The sequence below is a fragment of the Polyangium sp. 15x6 genome, assembly GCF_029960785.1.
GTDB lineage: Bacteria > Myxococcota_A > Polyangia > Polyangiales > Polyangiaceae > Polyangium.
Genome location: NZ_JASBQE010000024.1, coordinates 95,451 through 120,975, shown reverse-complemented (window position 1 = coordinate 120,975; position 25,525 = coordinate 95,451). Strand labels below are relative to the sequence as shown.

General features: G+C 69.1%; 19 protein-coding genes. 10 read left to right on the top strand and 9 right to left on the bottom strand.

Annotation, left to right across the window (positions count from 1 at the left end):
* Window positions 1-162: 162 nt before the first annotated feature.
* Both uvrA and QHF83_RS19735 read left to right on the top strand, forming a co-directional pair.
* Window positions 163-5,547, top strand: a complete 5,385-nt coding sequence (gene uvrA / locus QHF83_RS19740) for an excinuclease ABC subunit UvrA (RefSeq protein ID WP_282419421.1) — start codon at window positions 163-165, stop codon at window positions 5,545-5,547.
* Between the two features lie 3 nt (window positions 5,548-5,550).
* Entirely contained in the window at window positions 5,551-7,212 is a 1,662-nt protein-coding gene (locus tag QHF83_RS19735) for a hypothetical protein (protein ID WP_282419420.1), read from the top strand.
* Window positions 7,213-7,230: 18 nt separating this feature from the next.
* On the opposite strand, the gene QHF83_RS19730 is transcribed toward QHF83_RS19735, so the two are convergent.
* Together QHF83_RS19730 and QHF83_RS19725 are read right to left on the bottom strand one after the other, a co-directional pair.
* Window positions 7,231-8,088 carry a hypothetical protein gene (locus tag QHF83_RS19730; protein WP_282419419.1) on the bottom strand — a complete coding sequence of 286 codons (858 nt, stop codon included), beginning with the start codon at window positions 8,086-8,088 and terminating at the stop codon, window positions 7,231-7,233.
* Between the two features lie 202 nt (window positions 8,089-8,290).
* Complete coding sequence (locus tag QHF83_RS19725) at window positions 8,291-9,055, bottom strand: hypothetical protein (RefSeq protein ID WP_282419418.1); 765 nt, start codon at window positions 9,053-9,055, stop codon at window positions 8,291-8,293.
* A 236-nt stretch (window positions 9,056-9,291) separates the two neighbouring features.
* Between QHF83_RS19725 and QHF83_RS19720 the strand changes: the two genes are divergently transcribed.
* The 3 genes from QHF83_RS19720 (at window position 9,292) to QHF83_RS19710 (ending at window position 12,257) form a co-directional block, all read left to right on the top strand.
* Window positions 9,292-9,840, top strand: a complete 549-nt coding sequence (locus tag QHF83_RS19720) for a hypothetical protein (protein ID WP_282419417.1) — start codon at window positions 9,292-9,294, stop codon at window positions 9,838-9,840.
* Window position 9,841: 1 nt separating this feature from the next.
* Complete coding sequence (locus tag QHF83_RS19715; RefSeq protein WP_282419416.1) at window positions 9,842-10,939, top strand: matrixin family metalloprotease; 1,098 nt, start codon at window positions 9,842-9,844, stop codon at window positions 10,937-10,939.
* 70 nt (window positions 10,940-11,009) lie between these two features.
* Window positions 11,010-12,257, top strand: coding sequence for a hypothetical protein (locus QHF83_RS19710; RefSeq protein ID WP_282419415.1), 1,248 nt, complete (start codon window positions 11,010-11,012; stop codon window positions 12,255-12,257).
* Here QHF83_RS19710 and QHF83_RS19705 read toward each other — a convergent pair.
* Window positions 12,247-12,648: a hypothetical protein gene (locus tag QHF83_RS19705; RefSeq protein WP_282419414.1), complete on the bottom strand. Its 402-nt coding sequence runs from the start codon at window positions 12,646-12,648 to the stop codon at window positions 12,247-12,249. The genes QHF83_RS19710 and QHF83_RS19705 overlap by 11 nt on opposite strands.
* A gap of 19 nt (window positions 12,649-12,667) precedes the next feature.
* Window positions 12,668-13,357, bottom strand: a complete 690-nt coding sequence (locus QHF83_RS19700; RefSeq protein ID WP_282419413.1) for a hypothetical protein — start codon at window positions 13,355-13,357, stop codon at window positions 12,668-12,670.
* 86 nt (window positions 13,358-13,443) lie between these two features.
* Here QHF83_RS19700 and QHF83_RS19695 point away from each other — a divergent pair, with 86 nt between their 5' ends.
* The gene (locus QHF83_RS19695) at window positions 13,444-14,922 is read left to right on the top strand and encodes a thioredoxin family protein (protein ID WP_282419412.1); all 1,479 of its coding nucleotides are present in this window, start codon (window positions 13,444-13,446) and stop codon (window positions 14,920-14,922) included.
* Window positions 14,923-15,037: 115 nt separating this feature from the next.
* Here the strand turns inward: QHF83_RS19695 and QHF83_RS19690 are convergent, their stop codons facing one another.
* Both QHF83_RS19690 and QHF83_RS19685 read right to left on the bottom strand, forming a co-directional pair.
* Complete coding sequence (locus tag QHF83_RS19690; protein ID WP_282419411.1) at window positions 15,038-15,925, bottom strand: hypothetical protein; 888 nt, start codon at window positions 15,923-15,925, stop codon at window positions 15,038-15,040.
* 26 nt (window positions 15,926-15,951) lie between these two features.
* Window positions 15,952-19,212: a TonB-dependent receptor gene (locus tag QHF83_RS19685; protein WP_282419410.1), complete on the bottom strand. Its 3,261-nt coding sequence runs from the start codon at window positions 19,210-19,212 to the stop codon at window positions 15,952-15,954.
* A 483-nt stretch (window positions 19,213-19,695) separates the two neighbouring features.
* Between QHF83_RS19685 and QHF83_RS19680 the strand changes: the two genes are divergently transcribed.
* The 4 genes from QHF83_RS19680 (at window position 19,696) to QHF83_RS19665 (ending at window position 22,259) form a co-directional block, all read left to right on the top strand.
* On the top strand, window positions 19,696-20,451 hold the full coding sequence (locus tag QHF83_RS19680) for an energy transducer TonB (RefSeq protein ID WP_282419409.1): 756 nt from the start codon (window positions 19,696-19,698) through the stop codon (window positions 20,449-20,451).
* 123 nt (window positions 20,452-20,574) lie between these two features.
* Window positions 20,575-21,288: a MotA/TolQ/ExbB proton channel family protein gene (locus QHF83_RS19675; protein ID WP_282419408.1), complete on the top strand. Its 714-nt coding sequence runs from the start codon at window positions 20,575-20,577 to the stop codon at window positions 21,286-21,288.
* Between the two features lie 87 nt (window positions 21,289-21,375).
* Window positions 21,376-21,789: a biopolymer transporter ExbD gene (locus tag QHF83_RS19670; RefSeq protein WP_282419407.1), complete on the top strand. Its 414-nt coding sequence runs from the start codon at window positions 21,376-21,378 to the stop codon at window positions 21,787-21,789.
* 41 nt (window positions 21,790-21,830) lie between these two features.
* Entirely contained in the window at window positions 21,831-22,259 is a 429-nt protein-coding gene (locus QHF83_RS19665) for a biopolymer transporter ExbD (RefSeq protein ID WP_282419406.1), read from the top strand.
* Window positions 22,260-22,866: 607 nt separating this feature from the next.
* On the opposite strand, the gene QHF83_RS19660 is transcribed toward QHF83_RS19665, so the two are convergent.
* From QHF83_RS19660 to QHF83_RS19650, 3 genes are all read right to left on the bottom strand, one after another.
* The gene (locus QHF83_RS19660) at window positions 22,867-23,238 is read right to left on the bottom strand and encodes a hypothetical protein (protein ID WP_282419405.1); all 372 of its coding nucleotides are present in this window, start codon (window positions 23,236-23,238) and stop codon (window positions 22,867-22,869) included.
* Complete coding sequence (locus QHF83_RS19655) at window positions 23,238-24,149, bottom strand: hypothetical protein (protein ID WP_282419404.1); 912 nt, start codon at window positions 24,147-24,149, stop codon at window positions 23,238-23,240. Before QHF83_RS19655 ends, QHF83_RS19660 begins: the two co-directional genes overlap by 1 nt.
* Window positions 24,150-24,249: 100 nt before the next feature.
* Window positions 24,250-25,515, bottom strand: coding sequence for a serine/threonine-protein kinase (locus QHF83_RS19650; protein ID WP_282419403.1), 1,266 nt, complete (start codon window positions 25,513-25,515; stop codon window positions 24,250-24,252).
* Between the last annotated feature and the right edge of the window lie 10 nt (window positions 25,516-25,525).

Here is a 25,525-nt window from a genome sequence, read left to right as displayed (position 1 = left end):
GCTGCTCTCCAGGCAGACGCTCGCGTAGGGCTAGCGCGCCGTGCGTCCTGCGTCCATAGGCGGACGCGCATCCGTTCCGCGACAAACCCGCGCGTCGTGCTAGTACGCCCGCGCCTCTGTCCGAGTCTTTCCGCATCACCCCTCACCGCAGAGAGCGAAGCCATGCAACCCATCCGCATCCGCGGCGCGCGCACCCACAACCTCCAGGGCATCGACCTCGAGCTCGTGCCCGGGCAGCTCGTTTGCTTCACGGGCGTCTCCGGCGCGGGAAAGTCCTCCCTCGCGCTCGATACGCTCTACTCGGAAGGGCAACGCCGCTTCGTGGAGAGCTTCAGCCCGTACGCGCGGCAGTTCCTGGAGCGGCTCGAGCGTCCGCCGATCGACGAGCTCGATCCGGTCGCCGCGGGCGTGGCCGTCGATCGCCGCGCGCCCGTGAAGAGCTCGCGCTCCACGGTCGCCACGATGGCCGATCTCGAGCCGTACCTGTCGGCCGTGTTCGCCCGCGAGGCCACGCCCGTGTGCCCCACGTGCCAGGTTCCGGCGGTCCGCGTCGACGCGGTGACGGCCGCGTCGAAGGCCGTGGAGAGCCACGAGGGATCGACCGCGCTCGTCACGTACCGCGTGCCCGTCGCCGGCACCGAGGAGCTGCTCGACGTGCGCGAGACGCTGCTCGAAGCGGGCTACCGGCGTCTGCTCGTGCGCGGCGAGGTGCGCGACATCGACGAGGTCGGGCCGAGCGACGCGCTCGGCGCGGGCGGCGGGGTCGAGGTGATCGTCGACCGCGTGAAGATCGGCGCGCGGGACGCGCGGCGCCTCGGATCGGCGATCGAGGAGGCGTGGCAGCGGGCCGAGGGAGGCGTGGCGCTCTACGTCGGCGGCTCGGGCGCGAACGGCGCGGGGCGGCGCGTGCTCGTGCCGCGGGGGCTCGCCTGCCCGTCGTGCGCGCGGAGCTTCGACGCCGCGCGGCCGGGCCTGTTCTCGTACCAGTCTCCGATCGGCGCGTGCCCGGGGTGCCGCGGGTTTGGCCGAACGATCGGCGTCGACTGGGGCAAGGTGATCCCCGACGACGAGAAGACCCTCGAAGGCGGGGCGATCCGGCCGTGGACGGGGTCGAGCACGTCGTGGGAGCGGAAGGTCCTCAAGAAGTTCTGCGAGAAGAAGGGCATCCCGCTCGACGTGCCGTGGAAGGAGCTCACCGAGGCGCAGCGCGCGCAGGTGCTCGACGGCGAGGGCAGCTTCCGCGGTGACAGGTACCCCGGCGTGCGCGCGTGGTTCAAGTGGCTGGAGACGCGCACGTACAAGATGCACATCCGCGTGCTGCTCGCGCGGTACCGCTCCTACGATCCGTGCGCGACGTGCGACGGCAAGCGCCTCTCGCCGGAGTCCTTGCTCTACCGCGTGGGCGGGCTCGATCTCGCGAGCTGGCACGGGCTCGAGCTGCGCGAGGCGCGCGCGCTGCTCGAGCGCTTGAAGGCGACGACGGGGCAGGGGGAGATCGCGCGGAAGGAGCTCGCGCAGCGGCTCTCGTACCTGGAGCGCGTGGGGCTCGGGTACCTGACGCTCGATCGGCAAGCGCGCACGCTCTCGGGCGGTGAGGCGCAACGCGTGACGTTGACGGGCGCGCTCGGGACGTCGCTCACGGGCGCGCTGTTCGTGCTCGACGAGCCGACGGTGGGGCTGCACGCGAGCGACATCCCGCCGCTCATCGAGGCGATGCGCGAGCTCGCGGCGCGCGGGAACGTCGTGGTGGTGATCGAGCACGAGCCGCTCGTGATCCGGGCCTCGGATCGCGTGGTCGAGCTCGGCCCCGGCGCGGGCAAGCAGGGCGGTCGCGTGGTGTTCGACGGCGCGCCGGCGGAGCTCACGCGAAGGACCGACCTGCCCACGGGGCGCGCTCTCGCGCGAGGCGCGGCGAGCGTCGCGCCTTCAGACGAGCGTCCTGCGGCGCGTGGATCGATCGCCATCGTGGGGGCGCGCGCGAACAACTTGAAGGACGTCAGCACGCGCTTGCCGCTCGGGCAGGTCGTGTGCGTGACGGGCGCGAGCGGATCCGGCAAGAGCACGCTCGTGGAGGACGTGCTCTACCGCGCCCTCGCGCGGGCCCGCGGCTACAAGGACATCGAGCCCGCGGGACCGCACAAGAAGATCGAAGGCACGAGCGGGGTCAAGGTCGTCACGCTCGTCGATCAAGCCCCGCTCGGCCGCACCTCGCGCGGCAACCCCGCGACGTACACGGGCGCGTGGAACCGCATCCGCCAGAAGTTCGCCGCGGAGCCCGAGGCGGCCGCGCGAAAGCTCACGGCGGGGCATTTCTCGTTCAACGTCGCGCTCGGGCGGTGCGAGTCGTGCGCGGGCGAGGGCGCCGAGACGATCGAGATGCAGTTCCTCGCCGACGTCTCGTTGACGTGCCCGGTCTGTCAAGGCAAACGCTTCCGTGACGAGGTGCTGGCGGTCAAGGTGGACGGCCGCTCCGTGGCCGACGTGCTCGCGCTGTCGATCGACGAGGCGCTCGAGATCTTCGCGCGCGAGCCGACGATCGTGCGCGCGCTCGGGCCGCTCGCGCGTCTCGGCCTCGGCTACCTCGCGCTGGGCCAGCCGCTCTCGACGCTCTCCGGCGGTGAGGCGCAGCGGCTCAAGCTCGCGCGCGCTCTCGGCGAACGGACGGCGGGCTCGCTCTTCCTGCTCGACGAGCCGAGCGCGGGTCTGCACGCGGAAGAGGTGCTGCTGCTGAACCAGGCCATGCGGGACCTCGTACGCGGCGGCGGGAGCGTCATCGTCGTCGATCACGATCTCGACGTGATCGCGGCCGCCGACTGGGTCGTGGATCTCGGCCCGGGCGCGGGCAGCGACGGCGGGAAAATCGTCGCCGAGGGGACACCCGAGGAGGTCGCGCGCACGAGCACGCGCACGGGACGCGCGCTCGCGGCGCACCTCGCGAAACCATCGTCGCCGCCGTCGTCATCGCGGCGGAAGGAGAAGGCGAACGGAGACGCGTCGCGCCGAGGAAAATCGGCCTATCCGCCCGCGCCGTCGGCGATCGAGATCGTGCACGCGCGCGAGCACAACCTCGCGGAGGTCTGCACGTCGATCCCGCACGGCCAGATCGTCGTCGTCACGGGGCCGAGCGGATCGGGCAAGAGCACGCTCGCGTTCGACGTCGTCTTCGCCGAGGGACAACGGCGCTTCCTGGAGACGCTCACGCCGTACGCGCGCCAGTTCCTCCCCTCGATGCCGCGCCCCGACGTCGATCGCGTCACGGGCGTGCCGCCTGCGATCGCGCTCGAGCAGCGTACGACGCGATCGGGGTCGAACTCGACGGTCGCGACCGTCACCGAGATCGCCCACTACCTGCGGCTCCTCTTCGCCAAGGTGGGCGATCCGCACTGCCCGACGTGCGACGTCCCCATCACCGCGCGCGCGCCCGACGAGGTGTACCGCGCGCTGCTCGCCACGCGGGGCACGCGCACGCTCCTCGCGCCCGCGGTCGTCGCGCGCAAGGGCACGTACCTCGACGTCTTCACGGCCGCGGCGCGCGCGGGCATCACGGAGGCGATCGTCGACGGCGCGCGGGCAAACACGGACGATCCGCCGCGCCTCGACAAACGGCGCGAGCACTCGATCGATCTCGTGATCCACGAGGGCAAGCTCGACGGCCTCGATCGCGCCACGTTCGACCGCGCGCTCACCTTCGGCAAGGGCTCGCTCAAGCTCGTCAATTCGCGCGGGCAGGAAGAGCTGCTCTCCACCACGCGCACCTGCCCTCGTTGCGGAGCGGGCGTGCCCGAGCTCGATCCGCGCTGGTTCTCGTTCAACACCAAGCAAGGCCGCTGCGAGGCCTGCGAGGGGACGGGCGTGCTCGGCGGAAGCGAAGGCGCCGATCTCAGCGACGCCTCGAACGAGCCGTGCACCGCGTGCGGCGGCTCGCGCCTCGCGCCCGTCCCGCGTTCGGTGCGCCTTGCCGGCGATCGGTACCACGAGGCGACCGCGCGCTCGGTGTCCGAGGCCGTGCGTTGGGCAAAGGCGCTTCACTTCGAGGGCGAACGCGCGCTCGTCGCCGAGGCGCCACACCGTGAGCTCGCGCGGAGGCTCGCGTTCGTCGAGGAGGTCGGCCTCGGCTACCTCGCGCTCGATCGCCGCGCGGCCACGCTCTCCGGCGGCGAGATGCAGCGGCTCCGCCTCGCCGCGCAGCTCGGCAGCGGCCTCACGGGCGCGCTCTACGTGCTCGACGAGCCCACGATCGGCCTGCACCCGCGCGACACGCATCGGCTGCTCGACAACCTCCGCAAGCTCGCGAGCATGGGCAGCACCGTGCTCATGGTCGAGCACGACGCGGACACCATCCGCGCCGCGGATTACCTCATCGATCTCGGCCCCACCGGCGGGCGCGGCGGCGGCCGCATCGTGGCCCAGGGGACGCCCTCCGAGGTGCTTCGCACGGCAAACTCGCCCACCGCGAAGGCCCTCTCCGGCGAGCGCGCGCTCGCCTCGGCCCGCACGCGGCTCGGCCCTGCCGACGAGTTCCTGGAGATCGAAGGCGCGCGCGCGCACAACCTCCGCGTCGACGCGTTGCGTGTTCCGCTCGGGCGCATGACCGTCGTCGCCGGCGTCTCTGGCTCCGGGAAGAGCACGCTCGTCCGTCACGTGCTTTACCCCGCCGTGCGCCACGCCCTCGGCCTCGCGGGACCCGATCCCGGGCCGCACGACGCGCTCCACCTGCCGCCCTCGCTCGCGCGCGCCGTCGCCGTGGATCAATCACCCATCGGCCGCACGCCGCGCTCGATCCCGGCCACCTTCCTCGGCGTCTGGGACGAGGTCCGCAAGCTCTTCGCCGCGACGCCCGACGCGAAGATGCGCGGCTACGACCCCGCGCGGTTCTCGTTCAACACGGCGAAGGGCGGTCGCTGCGAGGTGTGCGAAGGGCAGGGGGTCATCTCGCACGAGATGTCGTTCTTGCCCGACGTCGTCACGACCTGCGAGGCTTGCGGCGGAACACGTTTCGAGCCGGCCACGCTCGACGTACGTTACCTCGGCATGTCGATCGGCGATGTCCTGCTCCGTACGGCCGAGGAGGCGGCCGAGCTCTTCGCGGCGCACCCGAAGATCCGCGAGCCGCTCGCCACCATGTGTGATCTCGGCGTGGGGTATCTCCGGCTCGGCCAGGGCTCGCACACGCTCTCGGGCGGCGAGGCGCAGCGCCTCAAGCTGGCCGACGAGCTCTGCAGCGGCTCGCGCGCCAAGCCCACGCTCTACGTGCTCGACGAACCCACCACGGGCCTGCATCTCTCCGACGTGGCGCGCCTCGTGAACGTCCTCGATCGTCTCGTGCAACGTGGCCACTCGCTGCTGATCATCGAGCATCACCCCGCCGTGATCGCGGCCGCCGATCACGTGATCGAGCTCGGACCCGAGGGCGGCAAGGGCGGCGGTCGTGTCGTGGCCGAGGGAGCTCCCGAAGCCGTGGCGCGACGCGCGACCGCGACAGGACGTGTCCTCCGCGCGCTCTTCGAGCGGCCCGCGGCGGACATGGTCCTCGCGGCGGAGGCATGACGCATGGCGGGCACGTTCACCGTTGGAGCCCTCGCCCTCGCGGCCGAAGGTGCGAACGCGGTGGGTGCCGTCCGCTTGACGCTCCTGCCCGACGTCCTCGAGATCGAGCTCGTGCGCGCGGCCGGCTTTCGAAGCGGCTTCGTGCCGGGCAGCGTCGCGGAGTCCGTGGAGATGCGCGTGCCGTACACGGCCGTCCGTGGCCTCGTCCGGCGCGGCCGCGCGCTCTGCCTCGCGCTCGATCCCTCGATCGCCGCGCCCTACACGCGCTTCACGCTCGCGCGCTTCACCTACGATCCACGCGAGGCCCTCGCGCGCGCGTACGAGGCACGGAGGCGCGCCGCGCTCGCCGTCGCGCTCCTGCCCGCGCCGCTCGGCCTCGTCGCCGCGCTCGCTTCGCCCGCTTCGCTCGTGACGGGCCTCCTCGGTCGGCTCGCGGTCGGGCTCGTCGTCGCGGCGGGGAGTTTTTTCCTCCTGCGTGAGCTCCTTCGGTTCGCCACCTGGGGCGGCCCTGGATCCGATCGCCTCGCGGAGACATTCGAGCTCGCGCTTTGCCAGCGCCTCGGCTTCGTCCCCGTCGCGACCGCGCCCTTCGCTCCGCCGCCCGCGCCTCCCGTTCCCGAGGCCTCGCTCCCTGCGTGGGCGCGCGCGCCGCTCCTCGTCGCGCTCGTGGCCGCGCTCTCCGTGCTCGGCATCTCGTTCTTCCAGCGTTACGGCAAACCCCCCGATCCCGCGACCGTCGCGCCGAACGTGCCGCTCCTCGTCGCGCGCCTCGCCTCTGCGTTTCCCGCGCCTTCGCCCGCGGATGCATCTCCCGGCGAACCACGCCTGCCTCGATGTGTGTGCGCGCGCGCCGCTTCTCCTCTCTGGAACGAGGGGCTCCCGGTGCTCGAAGTCCTGCTCGCGTCACGGCCCGAGGATGGCTCCGGCCGTGTGGTCCCCTCGGAGCGACGTGGGTACGACTTCGATCTTTCGGTCGTGAACAACGGCGGGACGCCGCTGCGCGACGTGAGCGTCCTCGTCACGTTCGCGCGCCGCGACGATCAGAACCGCCGCGTCGGCGCCACCGATCGTGGTCTCTACTGGGGAAAGCCGCTCTACCCGGGCCGCGCGATCAAGTGGCACCTCAAGGCGCCGGGCACCGAGATGCGTATCGATCCGCCGCGCCTCGGACGCCTCGAAGCCGGGCGCGAGCCTGCCTCCCCCGACGCCTTCTTCGAGCTCTCGCGCGCGCGCCAGCGTGTCGTGCGTATCCACGCCGCGAAGATGCTCGCGTACCACCGTGATCCGCGCGCGCTCGAGGTGCTCGCCTCGCTCGGCCCGCCGAGCCCCGACGAGGAGAGCGTCCTCGCGCGCATCACGCGCGCCGCGCGTCCCGTCATCGCGTGCGACATCACGCCAGCGTCCGAGTCCCTCGAGGTTTGTCTCTCCAACGACTCGTTGTCGCCGCAGCGCGTCGTCGCTGCGCGCACCATCGCCGATCGCGACGCGCCTTCTCAACGCGCGGCGTTGCCGGTCGTCGTCCCGGTGCACGACGGCGTGCGCGTGTCGGTGCCGCTGCCGCCGCGGCCCGTCCCGTCCGAGCTCGATCTCGAAGTTGACGCTCGGGGCTCCGGGTCGCCTGACGGCGCCCTACGCCCCGAACCCCAGCTCGAAGCCTCGCCTTGAGCGTCGAGAAGCTGCGCGTCAGGAAGTTGCGCGCGCGCGTTTGCCCACGATGAACGCGAAGCTCATCGAGTCCTCGCACTGCGCCACGCTCACCACGCCGCGCGACTGCCAGGCTACGAGGTACTCGCCCGGCTCGACGAGCGTCGCTGCGATCCTCGCGCGCGCGCTGTAGGCGTTGCACACGTCGAGCGCGGAGAACGCCCATCGCCCGAGCGACATCACCTGGCGCAGCGTGAAGTACGCGCCCGGCGATCGATAGATCGGCACCGGCGTGTTCGACTGCGGCGCGCGCGCGTACGACACCGCGTACACGCCCGACCGGAGAAGCCCGTCGAAATCCAGCCGCGCGCGCCCTGCGAGATCCGGGTGGAACACGCCGCCCACGCTCACGATGAGCTCGCATGGATCGAACGTGAACTTCGCGTCGTAGCCTTGGTGCTTGTGCGGCGCCCAGTTCGGCGCTTCCCGGAGCGGCTCGCGCGTGAGGGCGATCAGCGCCTCCGACGTGTGCTGCCGGATCACCTCTTTGAGCCCGTCCAGCGACACGAGACCGCTGTCGACGAGCGCCTTGACGACGGGGATCTGATCACGCTTGCAGCGCTTGTATACGTCCTCGATCCGCTTCGACTCCGGGGGTTCGTCGGCGTACGCTCGGAGCAGGTCCGCGAGCCTGCGCTCCATGCCGGACGCCGCGGCCCAGCAGATTCGACCGTTCTCGACCAGCACCGTGCCTTGCGTCGGGGGGCCGAAGACGAGCGCGCCGGTGGCGCTCTCGGGCAGCGCTTCGATTTCCTCCAGCAGAGGGATCACCGCCGCGGGATCGCCGGAGATGCCTGCCGGGTCGGGCATCAAGCGCAGACTCTTTCCACTCTGCATGGCTCGTTCCTGGGTTCCTCGAGAGGAGGCGACCGCGTGGCTCCTGGTCCACCGGGCGCCTCCGGGTCCTAGGATATCCCCGTTCGTCGCACGGCGCGAGGGCCGCGGGTTTGTCCCGTGAACACGCGTTCGCGGGACCCGCGGGCCCTCGTCCTTTGAAGCGCACGTTTCGCGATGTGCGATGTTTCCTTACTCAAAAAGTTCAAGGACGGCAGATGTTGTAGCCGTCCGGGAGGATGGTGCTCGGCTGGCAGGTCGTCTGCACCTGGTTGCCGCCGACCTGGACCACCGGGCAGTCCGTGTCGGGCGCCTGCGGGTCGCAGACGACGCGCTGATCGGGGTAGGTACAGGTGGCAGCACAGCGGAGGAGCGGATACCAGTTGCCCTGGTTCGTCTGCGTGAGGTCACCGCAGCAGACGGTGCCGGCGGGGCAGTGCTCGGGGAGCTGGCATTCGATGCGCGACTCGAAGCCCGGCTGGCCGTTGCCGCCGAAGTCCGTGGAGCAGTTGTCGTTGTCGTCCGGGCCGCTCACGCACTCGCCCTGGGGCGGATCGTTGTAGTCGTATTCGTCCCAGCAGCAGGCGCTCTGGCCGCTCACGGGACAGGCCATGTCGCCACACGCGACCATGACGGGCGGAGGCGGCGGCCCCGACGAGGAGCTCTGCATGCTGCTCGACGAGCTCGACGAGCCGTTGCCCGCGCCGCCTTGACCCGAGCCGCCGTTGCCTGCGCCGCCTTGGCCCGAGCCGCCGTTGCCCGCGCCGCCTTGCCCTGAACCGCCGTTCCCGATGCCGCCCTGTCCTGCGCCGCCGTTGCCTGCGCCGCCTTGACCTGCGCCGCCCGAGGCGCCGGTCGCTTGCCCGCCGGAGGCAAACAGTCCCGTGGTGTCCGTCCCGCAAGCGGCCATCGCGGCGCCCAAGACGAAGAGCGAGGCGAGGCCGAACGATCGCAACGAAGCTCGTTTCATGGATGACTCCTCAGATACCCGAAAGGTACACGCCCGAGGTAGCCTGCGTTGCGCGAAACAGCCACCCAATTTCGTCATGACGGAGACGCACCGGGCGCGCGGACTTCCAGCCTGCAATCAAAATTGGATCGTCGCTGGACGCGCACGGGCTTCGCGAGGGGGTTGCTTTACACGCCGAGCGACGCTTGGCATGGTGGATCGAAAGGCCGAAGCGGCCCGGATCGAGGAGGCACTTCATGAGCTTCAGAAAGTATTTGGCCGTGCTCGCGGCCATCGTCCTGCTCGGCGTCAGCGCCGTGGCGGACGCGACGACCATGCTCTTCCTTTCACGTGAGGAGCTCGTAAACCGTTCGGATCTCGTGGTCCGCGTGCGCGTGGGGAGGGCGGTCACGGCCGAATCCGAGGACGGCCGTGGCCTCGTGACGCGCACCGAGCTCGACGTGGTGCAGCTCCTCAAGGGCAAAGTCGAGGGACGCATCGTCGTCCAGCAGTTCGGCGGGACACACCGGGGCAAGACGCAGAAGGTCCTCGGTGACGCGGCGCTCAAGGCGGGGGAAGACGCAGTGGTATTCCTGCGTCGCGACGAGAAAGGAACGATGTATTTCACGGCGCTCGCGCTCTCCGTGTACCACGTGGACGCCAAAGGAATGGCGCACCGCGAGCTCGACGGCGTCGAGCTCGTCCGCTACGTGGGCAAGAAGCTCGAGCCCTCCGGGCACGTGGAGCGGCCCGAGGCGGTCGAATCTCTCATGACGGACGTGGTCCGCCTCGCCGGAGGAAAGTGAAATGAAATCGTTCCTCCGCAAAGCCGCCCTCCTCGCCGCGTGCGCGGCCGGCATTCTCGCCGCGCCGACCGAGGCGCGCGCCTGGACCGGCCTCGAAGGCCCGCCGTATCCGGTCTGGGGCATCCTCCCGGTCAAATTCTACGTCAACGCGTCCACGTTCCCGCCGGAGATCGCCGCGACCGCGCAGCAGCGGCTCGTCGATGGGTTCGGCGCCTGGGCGACGCCCGAGTGCACCGATTTCGCGACGCAGCTCCTCGGTGATCTCCCGGACGGCACCTGGAATTCGAACGACAACAAGAACGTGCTGCTCTGGATCAACAAACCGGATCCGTGGCCGCTCGAGCTCGGCCCAGTGGATTCGGTCATCGGCGTCACGCTGCCGGTATGGTCGCCCGACGGCGAGAACATGATCATCTCCGACGCGGACATCGTCTTCAACAACGTCGGGTTCTGCTGGTACGACTCCGCCACGAACCCGGGCGGCAATTGCGTCGGCGGCAGCCCCGTCGATACGCTCTCCATCGCCACGCACGAGCAGGGCCATTTTCTCGGCCTCGGCCATTCGGACGTCATGGGCGCGACGATGGAGCCCTATTATGACGGTGGCAATGCAATCGCCTCGATCGAGCAGGACGACATCGACGGCGTCTGCTCCCTCTATCCGCCCGGCTCCGGCGTCCCGAGTTGCAATGCCTGCACCACGAACGCCGCGAAGACCGAATGCAGCGCGCTCGCCATGGGCTGCAATGGTCAGTGCGTCGGCATTTACAACTGTGAAGCGTCCTGCCCCATCGCGAAAACGCCCGCCGACTACAAGGCCTGCCTCGACGCCTGCAAGATGCAATTCCCGGAAGGCGTGAAGGCCTACGAGGCGTACGCGGGCTGCATCTGCAACCTCTGCTCGAAATCGTGCCCCATCGAATGCCCCGGCGGCTCCGGCGCAGGCGGCGGCGGCTGGGGCGAGGAGCCCGAGGGGCCCGCGATCGAGGACCCCGGCGGCTGCGGCTGCTCCGTCGAGGGGCAGCGCGGTAAGCTCGGCGCCCTCGCCGCCCTCGGCCTCGGCCTCGCCGCGATCGCCCGTCGGCGCAGGCGGCGCTGAGCGGCCTCCCCGAACGCCACCAATTCCAAGACTTTACGCCTCTCCCGATCCCTGGCATGGCTCGCCGGCCATGCCGCTCCACCCTCGAACGGATCTCGATGCGGACGTAGCCCGCGCGCTGTCCGCTCTCGGCGCGGAGACGTCCGAGCCCGCCCTCGACGCCGTCGCGGTCCCCGGCGCGGTCGCCGCCGCCCTCGACCGCCTTCCGCCCTCGGCACCCTTCCTGCTCCGCGCCGCGCCGCCCCTCGGCAGCGTGTCGAGCCGCCACGGGCCCGACCCCGAAGCGCCCGTCTGGATCCGCGGCACCCTCGGCGGCGCCGACGTCCGCATCGCCCCGCTCCGCCTCGCCGAAGGAGAGCGCCCCTCCGCCGGCCGCGTGGCCCGGTTGGTCGTGACCGCCGAGGAACGTCCCTGCTGCGACGCGCCCTCCTGCACGAACCGCCGCACCCTCGCCGCGGCCTGGGTCGAGCTCGAACGCACGGAAGCCGAAGCGTCGCCGCGCCGCCTGCTCGTCGCGGCCGTGGTCGATCTCGACGGAGACCGCGCCCGCGCCCGTGTCGTTCGCGCGGCGGCCCCGCTCGCCCGCGCCTTTGCCGCGGCGCTCACCGCCGCCGAGGGCACGCTCCCCCCGGCCGCCGAGCCGGATCCCCAGCCCGAGGGGCCCGTTTTACCGGCCGGCAAGCTCGCGCGGTTCGCCCTGCGCCCCGAGGGCGAACGCCTGGTCCTGCGAGATCACGACAGCCGGGGTCCTCGGACGAACGCCCGGCGTGACACCGTCTTCGGCACGATCCTGCTTGCTGTCTCGCTCGCTCTGTGGCTTCAGGCCGCGCGCGCCTTCCGAGCGGGCGATCGCAACCTCACGATCGGCTTCGCCGCGGCCGCCGCGCTCGTGACGCTCACCGGCTACGCGTTCGTGAGCGTCGCGCGCTTCGGCGCTCGCTACCGCGCCCTCTCCGCGCCGCTCTTCTGGGCCGGCCGCGATCGGTTCGTCATCGCCCCATGGGTGAGCCGTACGGGCGCCGTGGATCTCTTGCCGGAAGGCCGTCTTGGCGCGGCGATCGCGATGGAAGAGGTCCGCGGCGTCTCGACGCCCCGGCGCGACGACCTCGTGGCCGTGGAGATCGACAGCGATCACGGGCCGATGGACGTCTTCCTCACGGACGACGCGGCGCTCGCCGCGTTCTGGGCCGCGGCCCTGCGCCGCGCGCTCGGCGACATGGCGCACCCGGGGACCCGCGCCTCCGCCCGCAAACGCGCGCGCGAGCGCGCAGCCGGAGAGGCCCCGGCCGCCGCCGCGTTGAACGAAGTCACTCGATGAACGGATTCGCGGACAGGGTGTTCGAGAAGTCCGACGCCTCCTCGCCGCGCACGCACCGCAGCCGATACGTGTAGGTAAGATCCTCGTTCGCGCCCTCGTCGACGTGATCGGTATCCGTACCGATCGCGGTGAAGGCCGGCGCGAACGTCTCCGCGTCGGTGCGCCGCTCGGCTTCGACCTCTTCGCAGGGCGAAACCAGGCTCCAGCGCACGCGCAAAACCTTCGACATCGGGATCACGTCCTCGAGCACGGGCGCTTCGAGGGGGCCGCCCGCCCAAGGATCTCCCGTCGCGTAGCCCGTCGGCTCCGGATCCGGGGAGTCCACCTCGCTCGCACACGCGCCCGCGAGGAGGAAAAGCACACACGAGAACGAAGAAGCAAAGCGTTTCATCGGTCCCTCTCGATGCGAGTCAGTCGCCGCCGTCCTTGCCCGCGCCGACGAAACAATCCTCGCGATCCGCGAAGAGGACGTTGAACGTCGTGAGCGAGCCATAACAGGCCGTGATGTACGCCTGGAGCTGCACCTTGTCCGTGTCGGGGAGCCCCTCGTGCGCGTTGAGCTTCGCCTCGAGCACGCGGAGCTTGTCCCGGACCATCACGATCTTGTGAAAGAACGTGTCGAGCGGGATGCGCTTCTCCGCGGTGCCCACCTTGCCCGGCTTGAGGACGATCTCCCCGCCCTGCCAGCGCGCCCCCAGCTCCGTGCGGCCGAGGCCGAGCTCCTCCGAGAGCACCTCGCGCAAGACCCGCCTGAACTCGTCGATATCCATGTCGATGTCGATCTCCCTGGGCAGCGAGGCGCTGGCAATCGCGGCTCGCGCGCCCTCGGTGGTCTCGGACGATGAAGGTCGCGTGACGTCCGTGTCACGGCGCCGTGGCTCGATGGCCGAGGAGCGCGCCCTCCGAGGCTCGCCCGCCGCGCGCGGCGGAGGCGGCGGCGCCGGGGCGCCCTTCGGCCGGTATCGCGAGCACGTCGACGTCTGCCGGATCGGCGAGGGATACACCTCGAGCGCGCAGTCCCCCACGCGCCCGAGGCGCGAATCCTCGCGCGGACGCATGAACGCCGCACAGCTTCCGCAGCGCCCCTCGAGCTCGCTCATGAGGGCTCACCATAACGCAATCCGTCGCCGGGGCGAGCACGCTCTCGTTCGGGCGAACGCGCCCGCTCGGCACTACACTCGGCCGCATGGCCCGCCCTCGCACCTGGATCTCCGCGCTCCTCTTCTTCGTCCTCGCCACAGGATGCGGCACAGCCCCGACGCCCGGTCCCGATGCGCCGACCACGGCCGAGGCCGTCCGCACGAACGGCGCGGCCGGGCTGAACGACACGAAATCGGGCGAGCCCACGAAGCCGGAAGGCGCGGCCGCCGGAAAGGACGCGGCCGCGGCGCCGCTCGTGTTCATCGAGGACGACCTCGACGGCGCGATGGCGCGCGCGCGCGCAGAGAAGAAGGCGCTCTTCGTCGATGCCTGGGCGCCGTGGTGCCACACGTGCCTCAGCATGAAGAACTACGTGCTCGTCGATCCGGCGCTCCGCCCGCTCGCCGATCGCGTGGTGTTCGCGGCGATCGACACGGATCGCCCCTCGAGCGCCGCATTCCTCGAGCGATACAAGATGACCTTCTGGCCGACGTTCTTCGTGATCGATCCCGCGAAGGGCGACGTCGTCGCTTACTTGCCGGGCGCGGCGTCGGCGCGCGAGATGCGCGGCTTCATCGAGGACGCAGTGCGCGTGATGGATGCCTCCGCGCCGCCCTCGGATCCGCTCTACACGCTTTCGCAGGCGAGCGCCGCGCGCGCGGCCGGCGATCATCGCAAGGCGCTCGCGCTCTACGACGAGTTGCTCGCGAAGGTCGACGCGCGCTGGCCGCGCCGGGACGACGCGCTCGCCGGGAAGCTGAGCTCGCTCGCCGGCAGCGGCGACGTCGACGGATGCGCGCGATTCGGCGCGGCGCACGTCGACGAGATTCGTGGCGCCGCGGCCCCCGCCGATTTCGCGGCCGTGCTCTTGAGCTGCGCGAGCCGGCTCGCGAAGAGCTCCACGCAAGATCAGGCGCGTCGCAAGGCCATGGCGAGGCTCGAAGCGCTCGTCGCCTCGCCGCCGCCCGAGTCCACGGTCGACGATCGCGCCGACGCCCTGGCGATCCTGGCGGGCGTGAAGAGCGAGCTCGGCGACGCGGAAGGCGCGCGCGCGGCGCACGAAAAACGGCTCGTGCTCATGGAGAAGGCCGCGGCCGAGGCGAAGACGCCCGAGATCGCGGCGACGTACGATTACGGCCGGGCGATTTCGTACGTGGCGCTCGGCCGCGGCGAGGAGGCCGTGCGCATGCTCGAGCAACGCGAGCGCGAGATGCCGAAGTCGTACGATCCGCCGGCGCGCCTCTCGAGCGTGCTCGCGAAGATGGGGCGCCTCGACGCCGCGCTCGCGGCGAATGGCCGCGCCGTGGCGCTCTCGTACGGGCCGCGGCGGCTCTCGTACCTCAAGCAACGCGCGGATCTGCAGGCGAAGATGGGCGACAAGCCGGGGCAGATCGCCACGCTGCGCGAGGAGGTCGCGGGGCACGAGGCGCTCGGCCCGGGGCAACGGAATGAAGCGGCGCTCGCGGACGCGCGCCGTCGCCTCGGCGAGGCGCTCGGCGAAGGGAGCGCGGCGCCGAAGCGGTGAAGCGCCTGCGGGCGCGGGCGTTTTCCCGGGGTCATGGAAAACGCCACGAGGCCTCCCGCCGCGGAGCGCGCGGGCGGGAGGCTCGTGTCGTTTCTGGAGGGAACGAGAGGGAGGGTTACGGCCTGCCGGGGAGCGGATCGCCGGTCAGGATGCAGTGGAGCGTCTCGGGATCGCAGGCTACCGGGAAGTCCGGGTTGATGCCGGATCCGACGGAGATGCCCAGATCGGGATGCGCTTTCGGATCGCAGAAGAGCGGTTCCGGGACCACCATCGGCGTGTCCTTCTTGGCCGGGTCGGCGTCGTCGTTATCGGACGGCGTGTCGGGGTTGTTGTCGTCGTCGGTGTGGACGTCTTTGCCGCAGTACACCGACGGCGAGATGCCGACGAACTTGTACGAGGCTTCGCAGCCCGCGAGCACGTCACGGAAGACCATCTCGCCGACGACCTGCGTGCCCGGCACGCCCGCGGTCACGTACACCTTGACGTTTCGCCACTCCTGCTGGAGGTGCATGGCCGGGAGGATGATGGGGTTGCCCATGTCATCCACCTCGCCCGTGTCGAACTCCGTGATGTTCATGTCCGCGGCCGCGAGCGCCGCCGTGCCGTTCGCGCCGCCCGCGTAGCAGATGTTGTTCGCATCCGGGGCGGTCGTGTACTTGCCGAACGCGTACGGCTTGTCCGTGCCGAGGTCGTAGCCCGCGCCCTCGCGCTCACGCGCGATCTGGCCGAGGGTGGTCGACTGGATCGCGACGCTGCGATCGTCGTAGTTCGCGAGCGTCTTGTCGGCGTTCGGCGCGAGGTACGTGGCCAGGCCGATGTCTTCGCCCTTCAGCCCGAGGCACGCCTCGTCACCGCTGACGAGCTCGTACTTCGTGAAGAACGGGAAATGGCTGGCGATGCACTGGATGGTGGGTTGCGAGCAGGACGCCCCGGAGAACGCGAAGAACGCCGCGCTGGCGAGCCCCATCGCGCCGACCAGGACATTGTGGATTCGGTGCTTCATGGTGAGCTTCCTTTCCCGTCCAACCATCAGAAGGTCACGCGCGCGTTGATGCGGATCTGCCGCGGCGTCTGATAACCGGTCGGGTTCTTCCAGTTGGGGTTGACGTCCTTGGCATCGAAGTCCGAGCCATCGGCGTAGAGCAGCTTCTTGCTCGTGTCCGTCGGCGCCTCACCCTTCTTGCCGAAGAGGTTCGCCTCGCTCCCGTTCTCGACCGGCAAGACGTCCGCCAGGGTGTAGCGCTGGTCGAAGCCCGTGGCCTGCTGGAAGTTGAACAGGTTGAAGACGTCCACGCCGACCGTGAGCGTGCTGTCCTTCGAGAACCGGTAGCCGAACGTGACGTTCGTATCGATGCTGTGGAGCCAGGGCGTACGACCGCCGGCGCCGCGGGGCAGGATGAACACCTCGGAGTCGCCGTACTGGACGTGCGAGCCGAGGACGTTCAGCGGCGTGCCGCTGCGGCCGAGGTAGCCGAGGCCGAGGTTGATCGTGACGTTCGCCGGGAGCTGGAACTCCTTGGCGCCGAACAACTTGATCACGTGGCGACGGTCACCGGGCAGATCGCCGGTCCGGTTCGCGAGGATCGAGACCAGGTCGAAGTCCGAGTTGATGTTCGGATCGAGCTGGCCCGTCTCCGGCCGGAACAGACCCGCGAGGTTACCGCGGTTCCACGAGATGGTGTAGTTGACCTGCGCGAGCCACTGGTTCGAGAAGGCCTTCTGGAAGTACACCATGAAGGAGTCGTAGTCGCGCGTGGCCTTGGGGAAGTCCTTCGCGATGCCGTACCCCGGGTTTCCGATGAAGTACGTCGTCGCCTCGTCGCGACTCATGTCCTCCATCGCGTAGTTCAGCCACTGGCGCGTGTAGGCGCCGCCGATGCGCGAGTCCGTGATGATCTCGTACTCGCCGCCGATGACGATCTGATCCGACGACTGCGGCTTGAGATCCGGATCGACCGGGACGCGATCCGAGCCGGTGATGAGGTACTTGAGGTTCGGATCGTACGGCGTCGGGCCGCTGACCGTGATCAGGTTGTCGATGCTGTTGCACTCGGGGCCACGCGCCTGCAGCGGGTCGAGCGGGTTGCAGACGCCGCTCTTGGGCGGATTGCCGTTCGGGTAGTTGAGCGAGCGGTTCTTCTGGAGACCGAGCTCACCCGGGAACGAGCGATCGACCATGTTCAGCGTGATCGCCTGGTAGAACCGGGCGAAGTTCGCCGTGATCTTGGCCCGGCCCTCGCGGGTCGGATCCCAGATCGCGCCGATGCGCGGCGACCACTGGTTCGGCAGCGCGATGCCGATGTTGCCGTCGTTGCCCGTCACCATCTGCGCGTCGTAACGAACGCCGAGGTTCACCGTGACGCGGTCGAGGATGTTCCACGAATCCTGAATGAAGCCGCCGATCGTCGTCGAGGTCGAGTTCGCCTCGAAGACGTCGAGGTTGACGACGTTGTCGGGCGACTGGAGGAAGCCATAGCGACGGAAGTCCGCCACGTTGTTGCCGTTCGTGCTCTCGCGGAAGAACACGCCGCCGCCGAAGGCCTTCCTGTTCGTGTAGTTCAGGATCTCGAAGTCGACGCCGGCCTTGATGACGTGCTGGCCGAGCGCGTTGAGCAGCGCCGTCGCGATCACGCGGCCCTGGTAGCGGTGGCTCGTGGCGATGTTGATCTGGCCGGGGCCGCCGGTGCGGTACGTCGCCACCGGGCAGTTGATCGCCGCGAACTGCGCGCCGCCCTGGTTGCAGTCGTCGATGGCCGACTGCGGGAGCGTCTCGAAGTCGGTGATCGGGTGGAGGCCGGGGTTCGACGTACGACGCCACGTCATGCCCGGCATGTAGGCGAGCTTCGTGGGGTCGTTGAGGTCGTCGACGTTCGAGCCGTCCGCCGCGCCGATCGCGACGCTGTTGTAGACCCAGCCGAGGGTCGCATCGATGAGGAACTTCTTGTTCGCGAACGCCGACGAGCTCTTGATGACGACGCTGTTGTTGAACATGTCGACCGTCTGACCGAGCGAGTCGTACGTGCCGACCAGGTTCCCGACGCCGATGCCGCCGTCCTGCGCGTCGAAGCCGTACGTGCCGTTGCCGCCGGAGTTCGACGGAGCGCCGAACACCGTCACGCTGATGTTGTGGTCCTGGTTGATGTTCCAGGTCAGCTTGCCGATGTACTGCATAATCTGCTGATCGGCGTAGTAGGTCTGCGGCGGGATGCCCCGGAGCGGTGTCGCCGTCTGGTAGCCGGTCGACTCGTCGAGCACGGGGACCGCCGTGTCGTTGATGCCGTCCTGGCCCGCGATCGGGGGACCGTTCGGGTTCATCGGATCGGGCATCGTCCGATCCTCGTAGGTGTGATTGAGGCGGGAGAGGACGCGCTCGAGGCGGTAGCGCTGCAGCGCCACGCTGAAGCCCGCGAAGAACCAGAGCTTGTCCTTCACGATCGGGCCGCCGATCTCGAAGCCGAAGTCACGGACCGAGCCGAGCGTCGGATTCGTGTTGATCGTCTGTCCCGCGCGCGGGATCAGCGTACGCTGTCCCTCGAACGCGCCGGGCGTGATCGCCCCGAACACGGAGCCATGGAACTCGTTCGAACCGCTCTTCGTGACGACGTCCATGACGCCGCCGATGCTGCGGCCGTACTCCGGCAGGTAGCCGGCCGTGATGACGTTGACCTCCTTCACGAACTCGGCCGAGAGCGGCACCGCGAGGATGCCGAACGCCGGGTCGTTCGCGGAGACGCCGTCGATGATGAAGCCGTTCTCGGGCGACGACGTGCCGTTCACGGACACGCCGTACGTGTCGGCGTTGGTGCCGGGCGCGACGGCCGCGAGGCTCTCGAAGGAGCGCGTCGCGCCGCCCTTGGCGGCAGGGGGGTTCACGGCCACGCGACGCGTGAACTCGCTGTCGATGGTAACCGCGACGCGCGAGGATCCGACGTCGATGACCGGCGGCTTGCCGACGACGACGATCTCTTCGCCCGTCTGGATGTTCTCCGGCAGAAGCTCCAGGTTGACGCGGATCGTCGAGCCGCTGGTGAGCTTGATGCCGCCGCGCGAGAAGGGCTTGTACTGCTCCTTGTCTGCGCGGACGGTATAGCCCTCACCGGGGGCCAGCTGCGGAATGCGGAAGTTACCGCCCGCATCCGTCACGACGATCTGCTCACCCTGCAGCGCGGGGGACGTCACCGTGATGACGACGTCCGCAACGGGTGCTTTCGTGGCCGCGTTACGCACCTGGCCGGTGATCACGCCGTCGGCTGCATACGCCGAGCCGGCGACCATGACGACTGACGGCACAATCGCGGCCAATAGGCCTAGTCTGTCTCTGAGTATCACGAGCCCTCCATCCCTCCAGAAGTGGGCCAAGTGTCGAAAAGGCGGCCGACTATACTCATGTTCCGTGACCGTCAACAACACTTTCTGCGGGCTCCGCGTAACTCTTTCTGAGACACGCCCGGACACACCCCCCGTCGAGCCCCTCCGCGTCGACGTTCCCGGACGCACCCTGACGCGGCCCGTCGCGCGCCTCCGACATACCCGTCGGGCCTGACGCACCCGCGGGTTGGTCCCTCGGTTGGTCCCTCGGTTGGTCCCTCTTTTACGAACCCACCCCCGTTCGGGGGGCGTCCGGAAGTGGGAAGGACCCGGAACCACCCATGCCCGGACCCGGGCTGGGGGGGCTCTCTAGAATTCGTTTCCCCCCCAACCGCAATTTGTGCGGGGTGCCCTCTTCTTTGGCTCGCGCCGGCAGACGATTTCGACTACTAGGGCTCAAGGCTCATGTTCGACTCGGTTCTAGGCCGCGACAACATTCCCAAGAGCCGCCTCGGCACGGGCGCCGTGCTGTCGGTGGTGGTTCACGCCCTCATCTTCGCGCTCGTCCTGTACATCACGACGAGACCCGTGGAGAAGAAGGTGGATCTCCCGGAGGTGACGTTCATGGCGGCAGCCCCGCCACCACCGCCGCCTCCTCCGCCTCCGCCGCCCCCTGCGGGTGGAAAGAAAGTCAAGCCGATCGAGAAACCGAAGCCGGTGAAAAAGCCGGAGACGATCGTCGAGACCAAAGAGGAGCCAAAACCGGACGAGAAGCCACCGGAGAAGGATCCCGAGCCCGCCGAAGAACCGGAGGGCGAGGGCGAGGAGGGTGGCGTTCCCGGCGGCGTGCCGGGCGGCGTTCCCGGTGGCGTGGTCGGTGGCGTGGTCGGTGGCGTGCTCGGCAATCCGCCGCCGCCTCCTCCGCCTCCGCAGAACGTGACGATCCCGTTCGGCGCGGGTATGACCCGGCCCTCGCAGCCGAGTGTGAGCTCCTTTTACACACAGGCGGCCCGCGCCGCCCGCGTCGAGGGTCTGATGATCGTGCGCTGCACCATCACCGAGAGCGGCTCGCTCGAGGGCTGCAGCATCATCAAGGGCCTGCCGCACCTGAATGAGTCGGTGCTCGCCGGCCTGGCACGGCATCGCGGGACTCCAATCATGTTCAACGGCAAGCCCGCGCGGGTGAGCTACACGTACAACTTCCGCTTCAAGCTGGACTAAGGTCCATGCAACCCGCTTGATAGGACATCTGGCCCAGGAAAGTTCGTTCGGTATGTAATCGTCTGTTCGAGCGGTTACTGCCGACATCGAAATTGAGCGCGCGAGGGAGGCGCGACCGAAACCATGGATTTTTCACTGAGTGGACTTTGGCGTGAAATGGGGCTTTTTGCCCGCCTGGTCGTGATCGTGATGGGCGTCATGAGCCTCACGTCGCTCCTCGTCCTGGGCGAGAGGCTCGTGATGTCGTTCAAGTCGATGTCCGACTCGAAGGTGTTCGCGGCGAAGATGGCCTCCCTCCTGGCGAACGGCGATCTCGACAGCGCTGCGGACGCGAAGTTCGGCAAGGACATCGGCTACCTCGGTCGCACGATTCGCGCGGGCCTCGTGGCCTACAAGGGCTCGGTTCACGGCGACAAGGACCTCTGCTTCGAGTCCGTCGCGCGCGCCCTCGAGCGTCAGCAGGCCCGCGAGCTCGCGGTCCTGAAGCGTGGCCACGGCTGGCTGGCGACGGTCGGCTCGACAGCACCGTTCGTCGGTCTGCTCGGTACCGTCATGGGTATCGTCACGGCCTTCGAAAAGATGGCCGCGAGCGGCTCCGGCGGTCTCGGGACGGTCTCCGCCGGTATCGCCGAAGCGCTCATCACGACGGCCTTCGGCCTCCTCGTCGCGATTCCGGCCGTCATGGCCTTCAACTTCCTCGCCGGCTGGGTCGACGCGCGCGCGGTCGACATCTCCGAGTCCTCGAACGAGTTCCTCGATCTCGTGGCGCGTCGCCTCGCCGAGGGGCCGCGCGAGGAGGAGGAAGAAGAGGGCGAGGAGAGCGAGGCCGCGGCCTAGAAAAGCCCGCCCTCGCGGAAATGGGCGCGCCTCTCGGGGCGCGCGCGGGTCCAGCGAGGGCGCCCCTGAGAGGGAGTAGGTGTTCTCATGGGAATGGCAGTCGGCCCGAAGAAGGGCAGCGTAAAGAACGACATCAACGTCACGCCGCTCGTCGACGTCGTGCTCGTTCTTCTGATCATCTTCATGGTCATCACGCCCATGCTCCAGCGTGGCAAGGACGTGAAGCTGCCCCAGTCCAAGTCGATCGACGAGGAAAACAAGGAAAGCGATCCGATCATCCTCTCGGTCACGAAGGACAAGCACATCTTCATCGAGAGCAGCGAGTACGACAAAGAGGGCTTTTCGCCTGCGCTGAAGGTGGTCCTCGAGGAGAAGCCGGGGAGGAAGATCCTACTCAAGGGCGACGACTCGCTGACCGTGGGCGACGTGCGCGAGGTCATGGAGATGTCGCGGAAGGCAGGCGCGAAGAGCGTGGCCCTCGGCGTTGAAGAGCAGAAGTAGAGCCAGCGGAGCCGAACGAGATGAGCAGAAAGACGAGAAGGGTGGCGATCAAACCCGCCAATCCGCCGAACTCGGACATCAACGTCACGCCCCTCATCGACGTCGTGCTCGTGATGTTGATCATCTTCATGGTCGTCACGCCGCTGCTCGAGAAGAACATCGACGTGCGCGTGCCGGAGACGGAGAAGGTCGAGACGGTCACGGAAGTGCCGCCCGATCAGCTCGTGGTTCGTATCGGGACCGAAGGTGATTTCCGGATCAACTTCGACAAGGTCACGAACGAAGAATACGTCGACAAGCTGAAGGGGAAGCTCGAGCGGCGGAAAGAGGACGACAAGATCGTCTTCTTCATCGCCGACGACAAAGCGAACTACGCGCGCCTGATCACCGCGCTCGACGGGGCCAAGCAAGCCGGCGCGAAGGTGCTCGGCATGATGACGACGCCCCCCGATGAGGAAGAGAAGAAGTAAAGCGTCTTCGTGCAGTTCGCGAAGAGCCCCGGCGTGCCCGTGCACGTCGGGGCTCTCTTCTTTTCAGCCCCTACTGCACGAATCCGGTATTTCAACGTGTGGTCATTACCGCGACCATCCCTGCCAAACCGTTCATTGCAGGATATTTCCGGTCTACTGGTCTTTCTCGTGACCAGTATATTTCATTCCGGACGAAACCGCTCAATGGGCGCACGGAAAAAAGGATTGACACACGGCTGTCACACGTGGTTGGCGCGCTCGTCACCGAAGCCGTCGCCGCTGCGCTGGGGCTTCGCCCCAGGCCCCACCGGGGCTATCCGCCCCTGGACCCGGACCAGCGCAAGCGCTGGACTCGTGTTCGATGAACTGCGCGATGCGCAGTTCATCGAACAGGCCGAGGCAAGACCAGCTACGACCCTGCCAACCAAGACCGCCGTGACTGGCAACGCTGTCCCTGGTCTTGTCACGGGCCCGTTGGAAGAACTGCGCGGAGCGCAGTTCTTCCACCCCGAGTCCAGGGCTTGCCCTGGTCCGGGTCGAGGGGCGGACAGCCCCCGCGGGGTCCGGGGCAGCGCCCCGGCGCGGCGGCCCGAGAAGACAGCGCGCGTCAGGGGAGGCCGAGCAGGGCGCGGCAGCTGTCGGTCGCGTTCGGGCAGCCATCGGCCGCGTTGCACGACTCGCATTCTGCGACGCAGATGTTCATGGCCGTCTCATGTGCGGATTCGCACGAATTGCAATCCGGGTTCAAGTTCATCGGCCCGGATTTCCCGCACTGGGACATGCACATGCTTCGGTCCCCATAGGCCTGCTTCGAGCAAGACTCGACGTCGCTCGCGCATTTGGGCGTGGCCGCGCATGCGATGCTCGCGGCCTCGCCCGGCTCGTCGTAATCGATCGCCGGAAACGTGCACGCAGAGATGCCGAGGAGCAGACAGCAGAAGAACGAAAACGGAGAGCGCTCGCGGCTCGTTCGCAGCATCAGAACCTCCCTTCGACCGATAAAAATCCGACCCCCGGAGCGAAGACGGGATTCAAGCGCACGCCCGCGCGTGGCGCGCTCGCGGCGGGCGCGGGCGCCGTGAACAAGAGCACGACGCCGGCGACGGCTGCCGCCCCTGAGAGCCCGGCGAACACGTTCACCAGCGTCGCGTACGTCGCGCCTTCGTTCGCGATCGGCGCGACCGATGGATCGCAGTTCGTGAGCGTCGGACAAGCGGCCTCGACCTTCGACAGCCGATCCCCGCGCAGCCCGATGAACACGCCCATCGTCACGAGCGACGCCGCCGAGACGCCGACCGCTGTCCAGCCGAGCGTTCGTTGAAGCGAGAAGGGCGCGGCCCCACCGCCCTCGCCGCCTGGTGTCGCCTCCAGCTCCACCCGCAGGCTCTTGCGCTCTTCCAGCGTGATGCGTTGCTCGCTCGCGATCGCGCCGTCCCGCTTCAACGTGAGCGTGTACTCCCCTGGATCCACGCGAAGCGCGGAGCCCGCGGTCACCGGCCGCCCGTCCAGCGAGATCGCGTCCCCGGGACGACTCTTCGCGACCAGGACCGTCAGGGTCGGCACACGTTTTTCGAGCGTATCGATGTGCTGGTTCGCTTCGGCCACCACGTTTGGCGCGGTCGACGTCGCTTCGCGCGCGGCGAGCCGGAACGTCTCCAGCGCGTCGACCAGCTTCCCGGTGTGCTCCAGGCAGAGCGCGATGTGGAAGCGCACCTGCGGGGTCATCTTCACCTGACCCACTTCCTGGAACAGCGCGAGCGCCTCGGCGAACTTGCCCTCGTCTTCGAGCTTTCGCCCTCGCGTGAACCGCTCCCGCGCCTCCTTCAGCTCTTCGGCCGTGGGAGGTTCGTCCGCCCACACACGCGTCGGCCACGAGGTACCAGCGAGCAAGGCGATCCCCACGCAGGCTGCCTGAGAGTGAAACCGGCGCAAAATGGACCCTCGGGCAAGATGGTACCACGCTTCTCCAGGGGCTGGGTGCACGTGGACCTCAGAAACCAGGGTCGTTGACGTTCGTCGTGGGGCGCTTCCCCGTGGTGCCCGAGGCCTTTCCCGAGGCTGATCCCGAGGGAGCGTGCGTCACGGTATTGGCGCTGCGTGGCGCGAGAGGAGCCTGCGTCGTCGTGGCCGCGGCCGTAGCGCTCGGAGGCGTCGCGGGGAGCGTGGTTTCGCGCGGCGTGGGCAGAGCTTCGGCCGCGGACGCGCTCGGGGCAGGCGCGGGCGCGGCGGGCTCCGCGTCGCGCTTTCCTGCGAGAGCCACCACGGCGAGGCCCGCGAGGAGACCCACCGCGACGACGGCGGCGGCGAGCGCGGGTCCACGTCGCGACGAGAATGCAGGCCGCGCCGCGTCGGCGCTCGTGGGCGGGCGCAACGAAGGCAGGGCGCGCGGACGCTCGATCGCGACCTCGCCCGGGCCGATCCTCGCGAGCGCATCTTCGAGCGCAGCGGCGAGCGCGTCGGCGTCGGCGAACCTGTCTGCGGGGGCCTTCTGCAGGCACCTCGTCACGATCTTGCGAACGACCTCGGGCACCGACGCGTCGAGCGACGCGGCAGGCGACTCGGCGATCTTCGTCATGAGCGCCTGATAGTTTGGCGCGACGAACGGATGTTTGCCCGCGAGCATCTCGTGCAGCACGACGCCCAGGGACCACACGTCGGAGCGGTGATCGACGTCGAGCTCGCCGAGGGCTTGCTCGGGGCTCATGTACGCGGGCGTGCCGAAGGTCACGCCGTTCATCGCGGAGGGGGTCTCGTCGGCTTGTTGCTGCTTGCTGATGCCGAAGTCGAGCAGCTTCGGAACGAGGCCGCCGCGCATTCCACGCGCGAGGAAGATGTTCTCGGGCTTGATGTCGCGATGCACGATGCCGGCGGCGTGCGCGGCGGCCAGGCCTCGCGCGATCTCGGCTGCGATCGCGACGGCCTCGGCGGGGCGGAGCGCGCCTTGCTCCTCGATGCGCGCGGCGAGCGACTGACCTTCGAGCAGCTCCATCGCGAGGTAGAGCCCGCCGCCGGGGGCGACCTCGCCGAAGTCCGCCACGTCGACGACGTTCGGATGGCGGAGACGACCGATGGCCTGCGCTTCACGGAGGAAACGCGCGCGCGCGTCCGGGCCGGCGCGGACGGGCAGGCTCGCGAACTTGAGGGCGAAGTCCCGCCCGAGCAGCTCGTGCCGACCGGCCCAGACCGTACCCATCGCGCCCCGCCCGATGGGGCGCAGCAGTCGGTAACGTCCGGCGACGAGGTCTCCTTCGTTCACGTGATGCTGG

Coding starts and splice junctions, on each gene's coding strand:
- QHF83_RS19700 (WP_282419413.1), bottom strand. CDS start 13,357: ATGAGCGAGCTCGAGGGGCGCTGCGGAAGCTGTGCGGCGTTCATGCGT.
- QHF83_RS19705 (WP_282419414.1), bottom strand. CDS start 12,648: ATGAAACGCTTTGCTTCTTCGTTCTCGTGTGTGCTTTTCCTCCTCGCG.
- QHF83_RS19695 (WP_282419412.1), top strand. CDS start 13,444: ATGGCCCGCCCTCGCACCTGGATCTCCGCGCTCCTCTTCTTCGTCCTC.
- QHF83_RS19720 (WP_282419417.1), top strand. CDS start 9,292: ATGAGCTTCAGAAAGTATTTGGCCGTGCTCGCGGCCATCGTCCTGCTC.
- QHF83_RS19680 (WP_282419409.1), top strand. CDS start 19,696: ATGTTCGACTCGGTTCTAGGCCGCGACAACATTCCCAAGAGCCGCCTC.
- QHF83_RS19675 (WP_282419408.1), top strand. CDS start 20,575: ATGGATTTTTCACTGAGTGGACTTTGGCGTGAAATGGGGCTTTTTGCC.
- QHF83_RS19725 (WP_282419418.1), bottom strand. CDS start 9,055: ATGAAACGAGCTTCGTTGCGATCGTTCGGCCTCGCCTCGCTCTTCGTC.
- QHF83_RS19715 (WP_282419416.1), top strand. CDS start 9,842: ATGAAATCGTTCCTCCGCAAAGCCGCCCTCCTCGCCGCGTGCGCGGCC.
- QHF83_RS19660 (WP_282419405.1), bottom strand. CDS start 23,238: ATGCTGCGAACGAGCCGCGAGCGCTCTCCGTTTTCGTTCTTCTGCTGT.
- QHF83_RS19730 (WP_282419419.1), bottom strand. CDS start 8,088: ATGCAGAGTGGAAAGAGTCTGCGCTTGATGCCCGACCCGGCAGGCATC.
- QHF83_RS19710 (WP_282419415.1), top strand. CDS start 11,010: ATGCCGCTCCACCCTCGAACGGATCTCGATGCGGACGTAGCCCGCGCG.
- uvrA (WP_282419421.1), top strand. CDS start 163: ATGCAACCCATCCGCATCCGCGGCGCGCGCACCCACAACCTCCAGGGC.
- QHF83_RS19670 (WP_282419407.1), top strand. CDS start 21,376: ATGGGAATGGCAGTCGGCCCGAAGAAGGGCAGCGTAAAGAACGACATC.
- QHF83_RS19690 (WP_282419411.1), bottom strand. CDS start 15,925: ATGAAGCACCGAATCCACAATGTCCTGGTCGGCGCGATGGGGCTCGCC.
- QHF83_RS19735 (WP_282419420.1), top strand. CDS start 5,551: ATGGCGGGCACGTTCACCGTTGGAGCCCTCGCCCTCGCGGCCGAAGGT.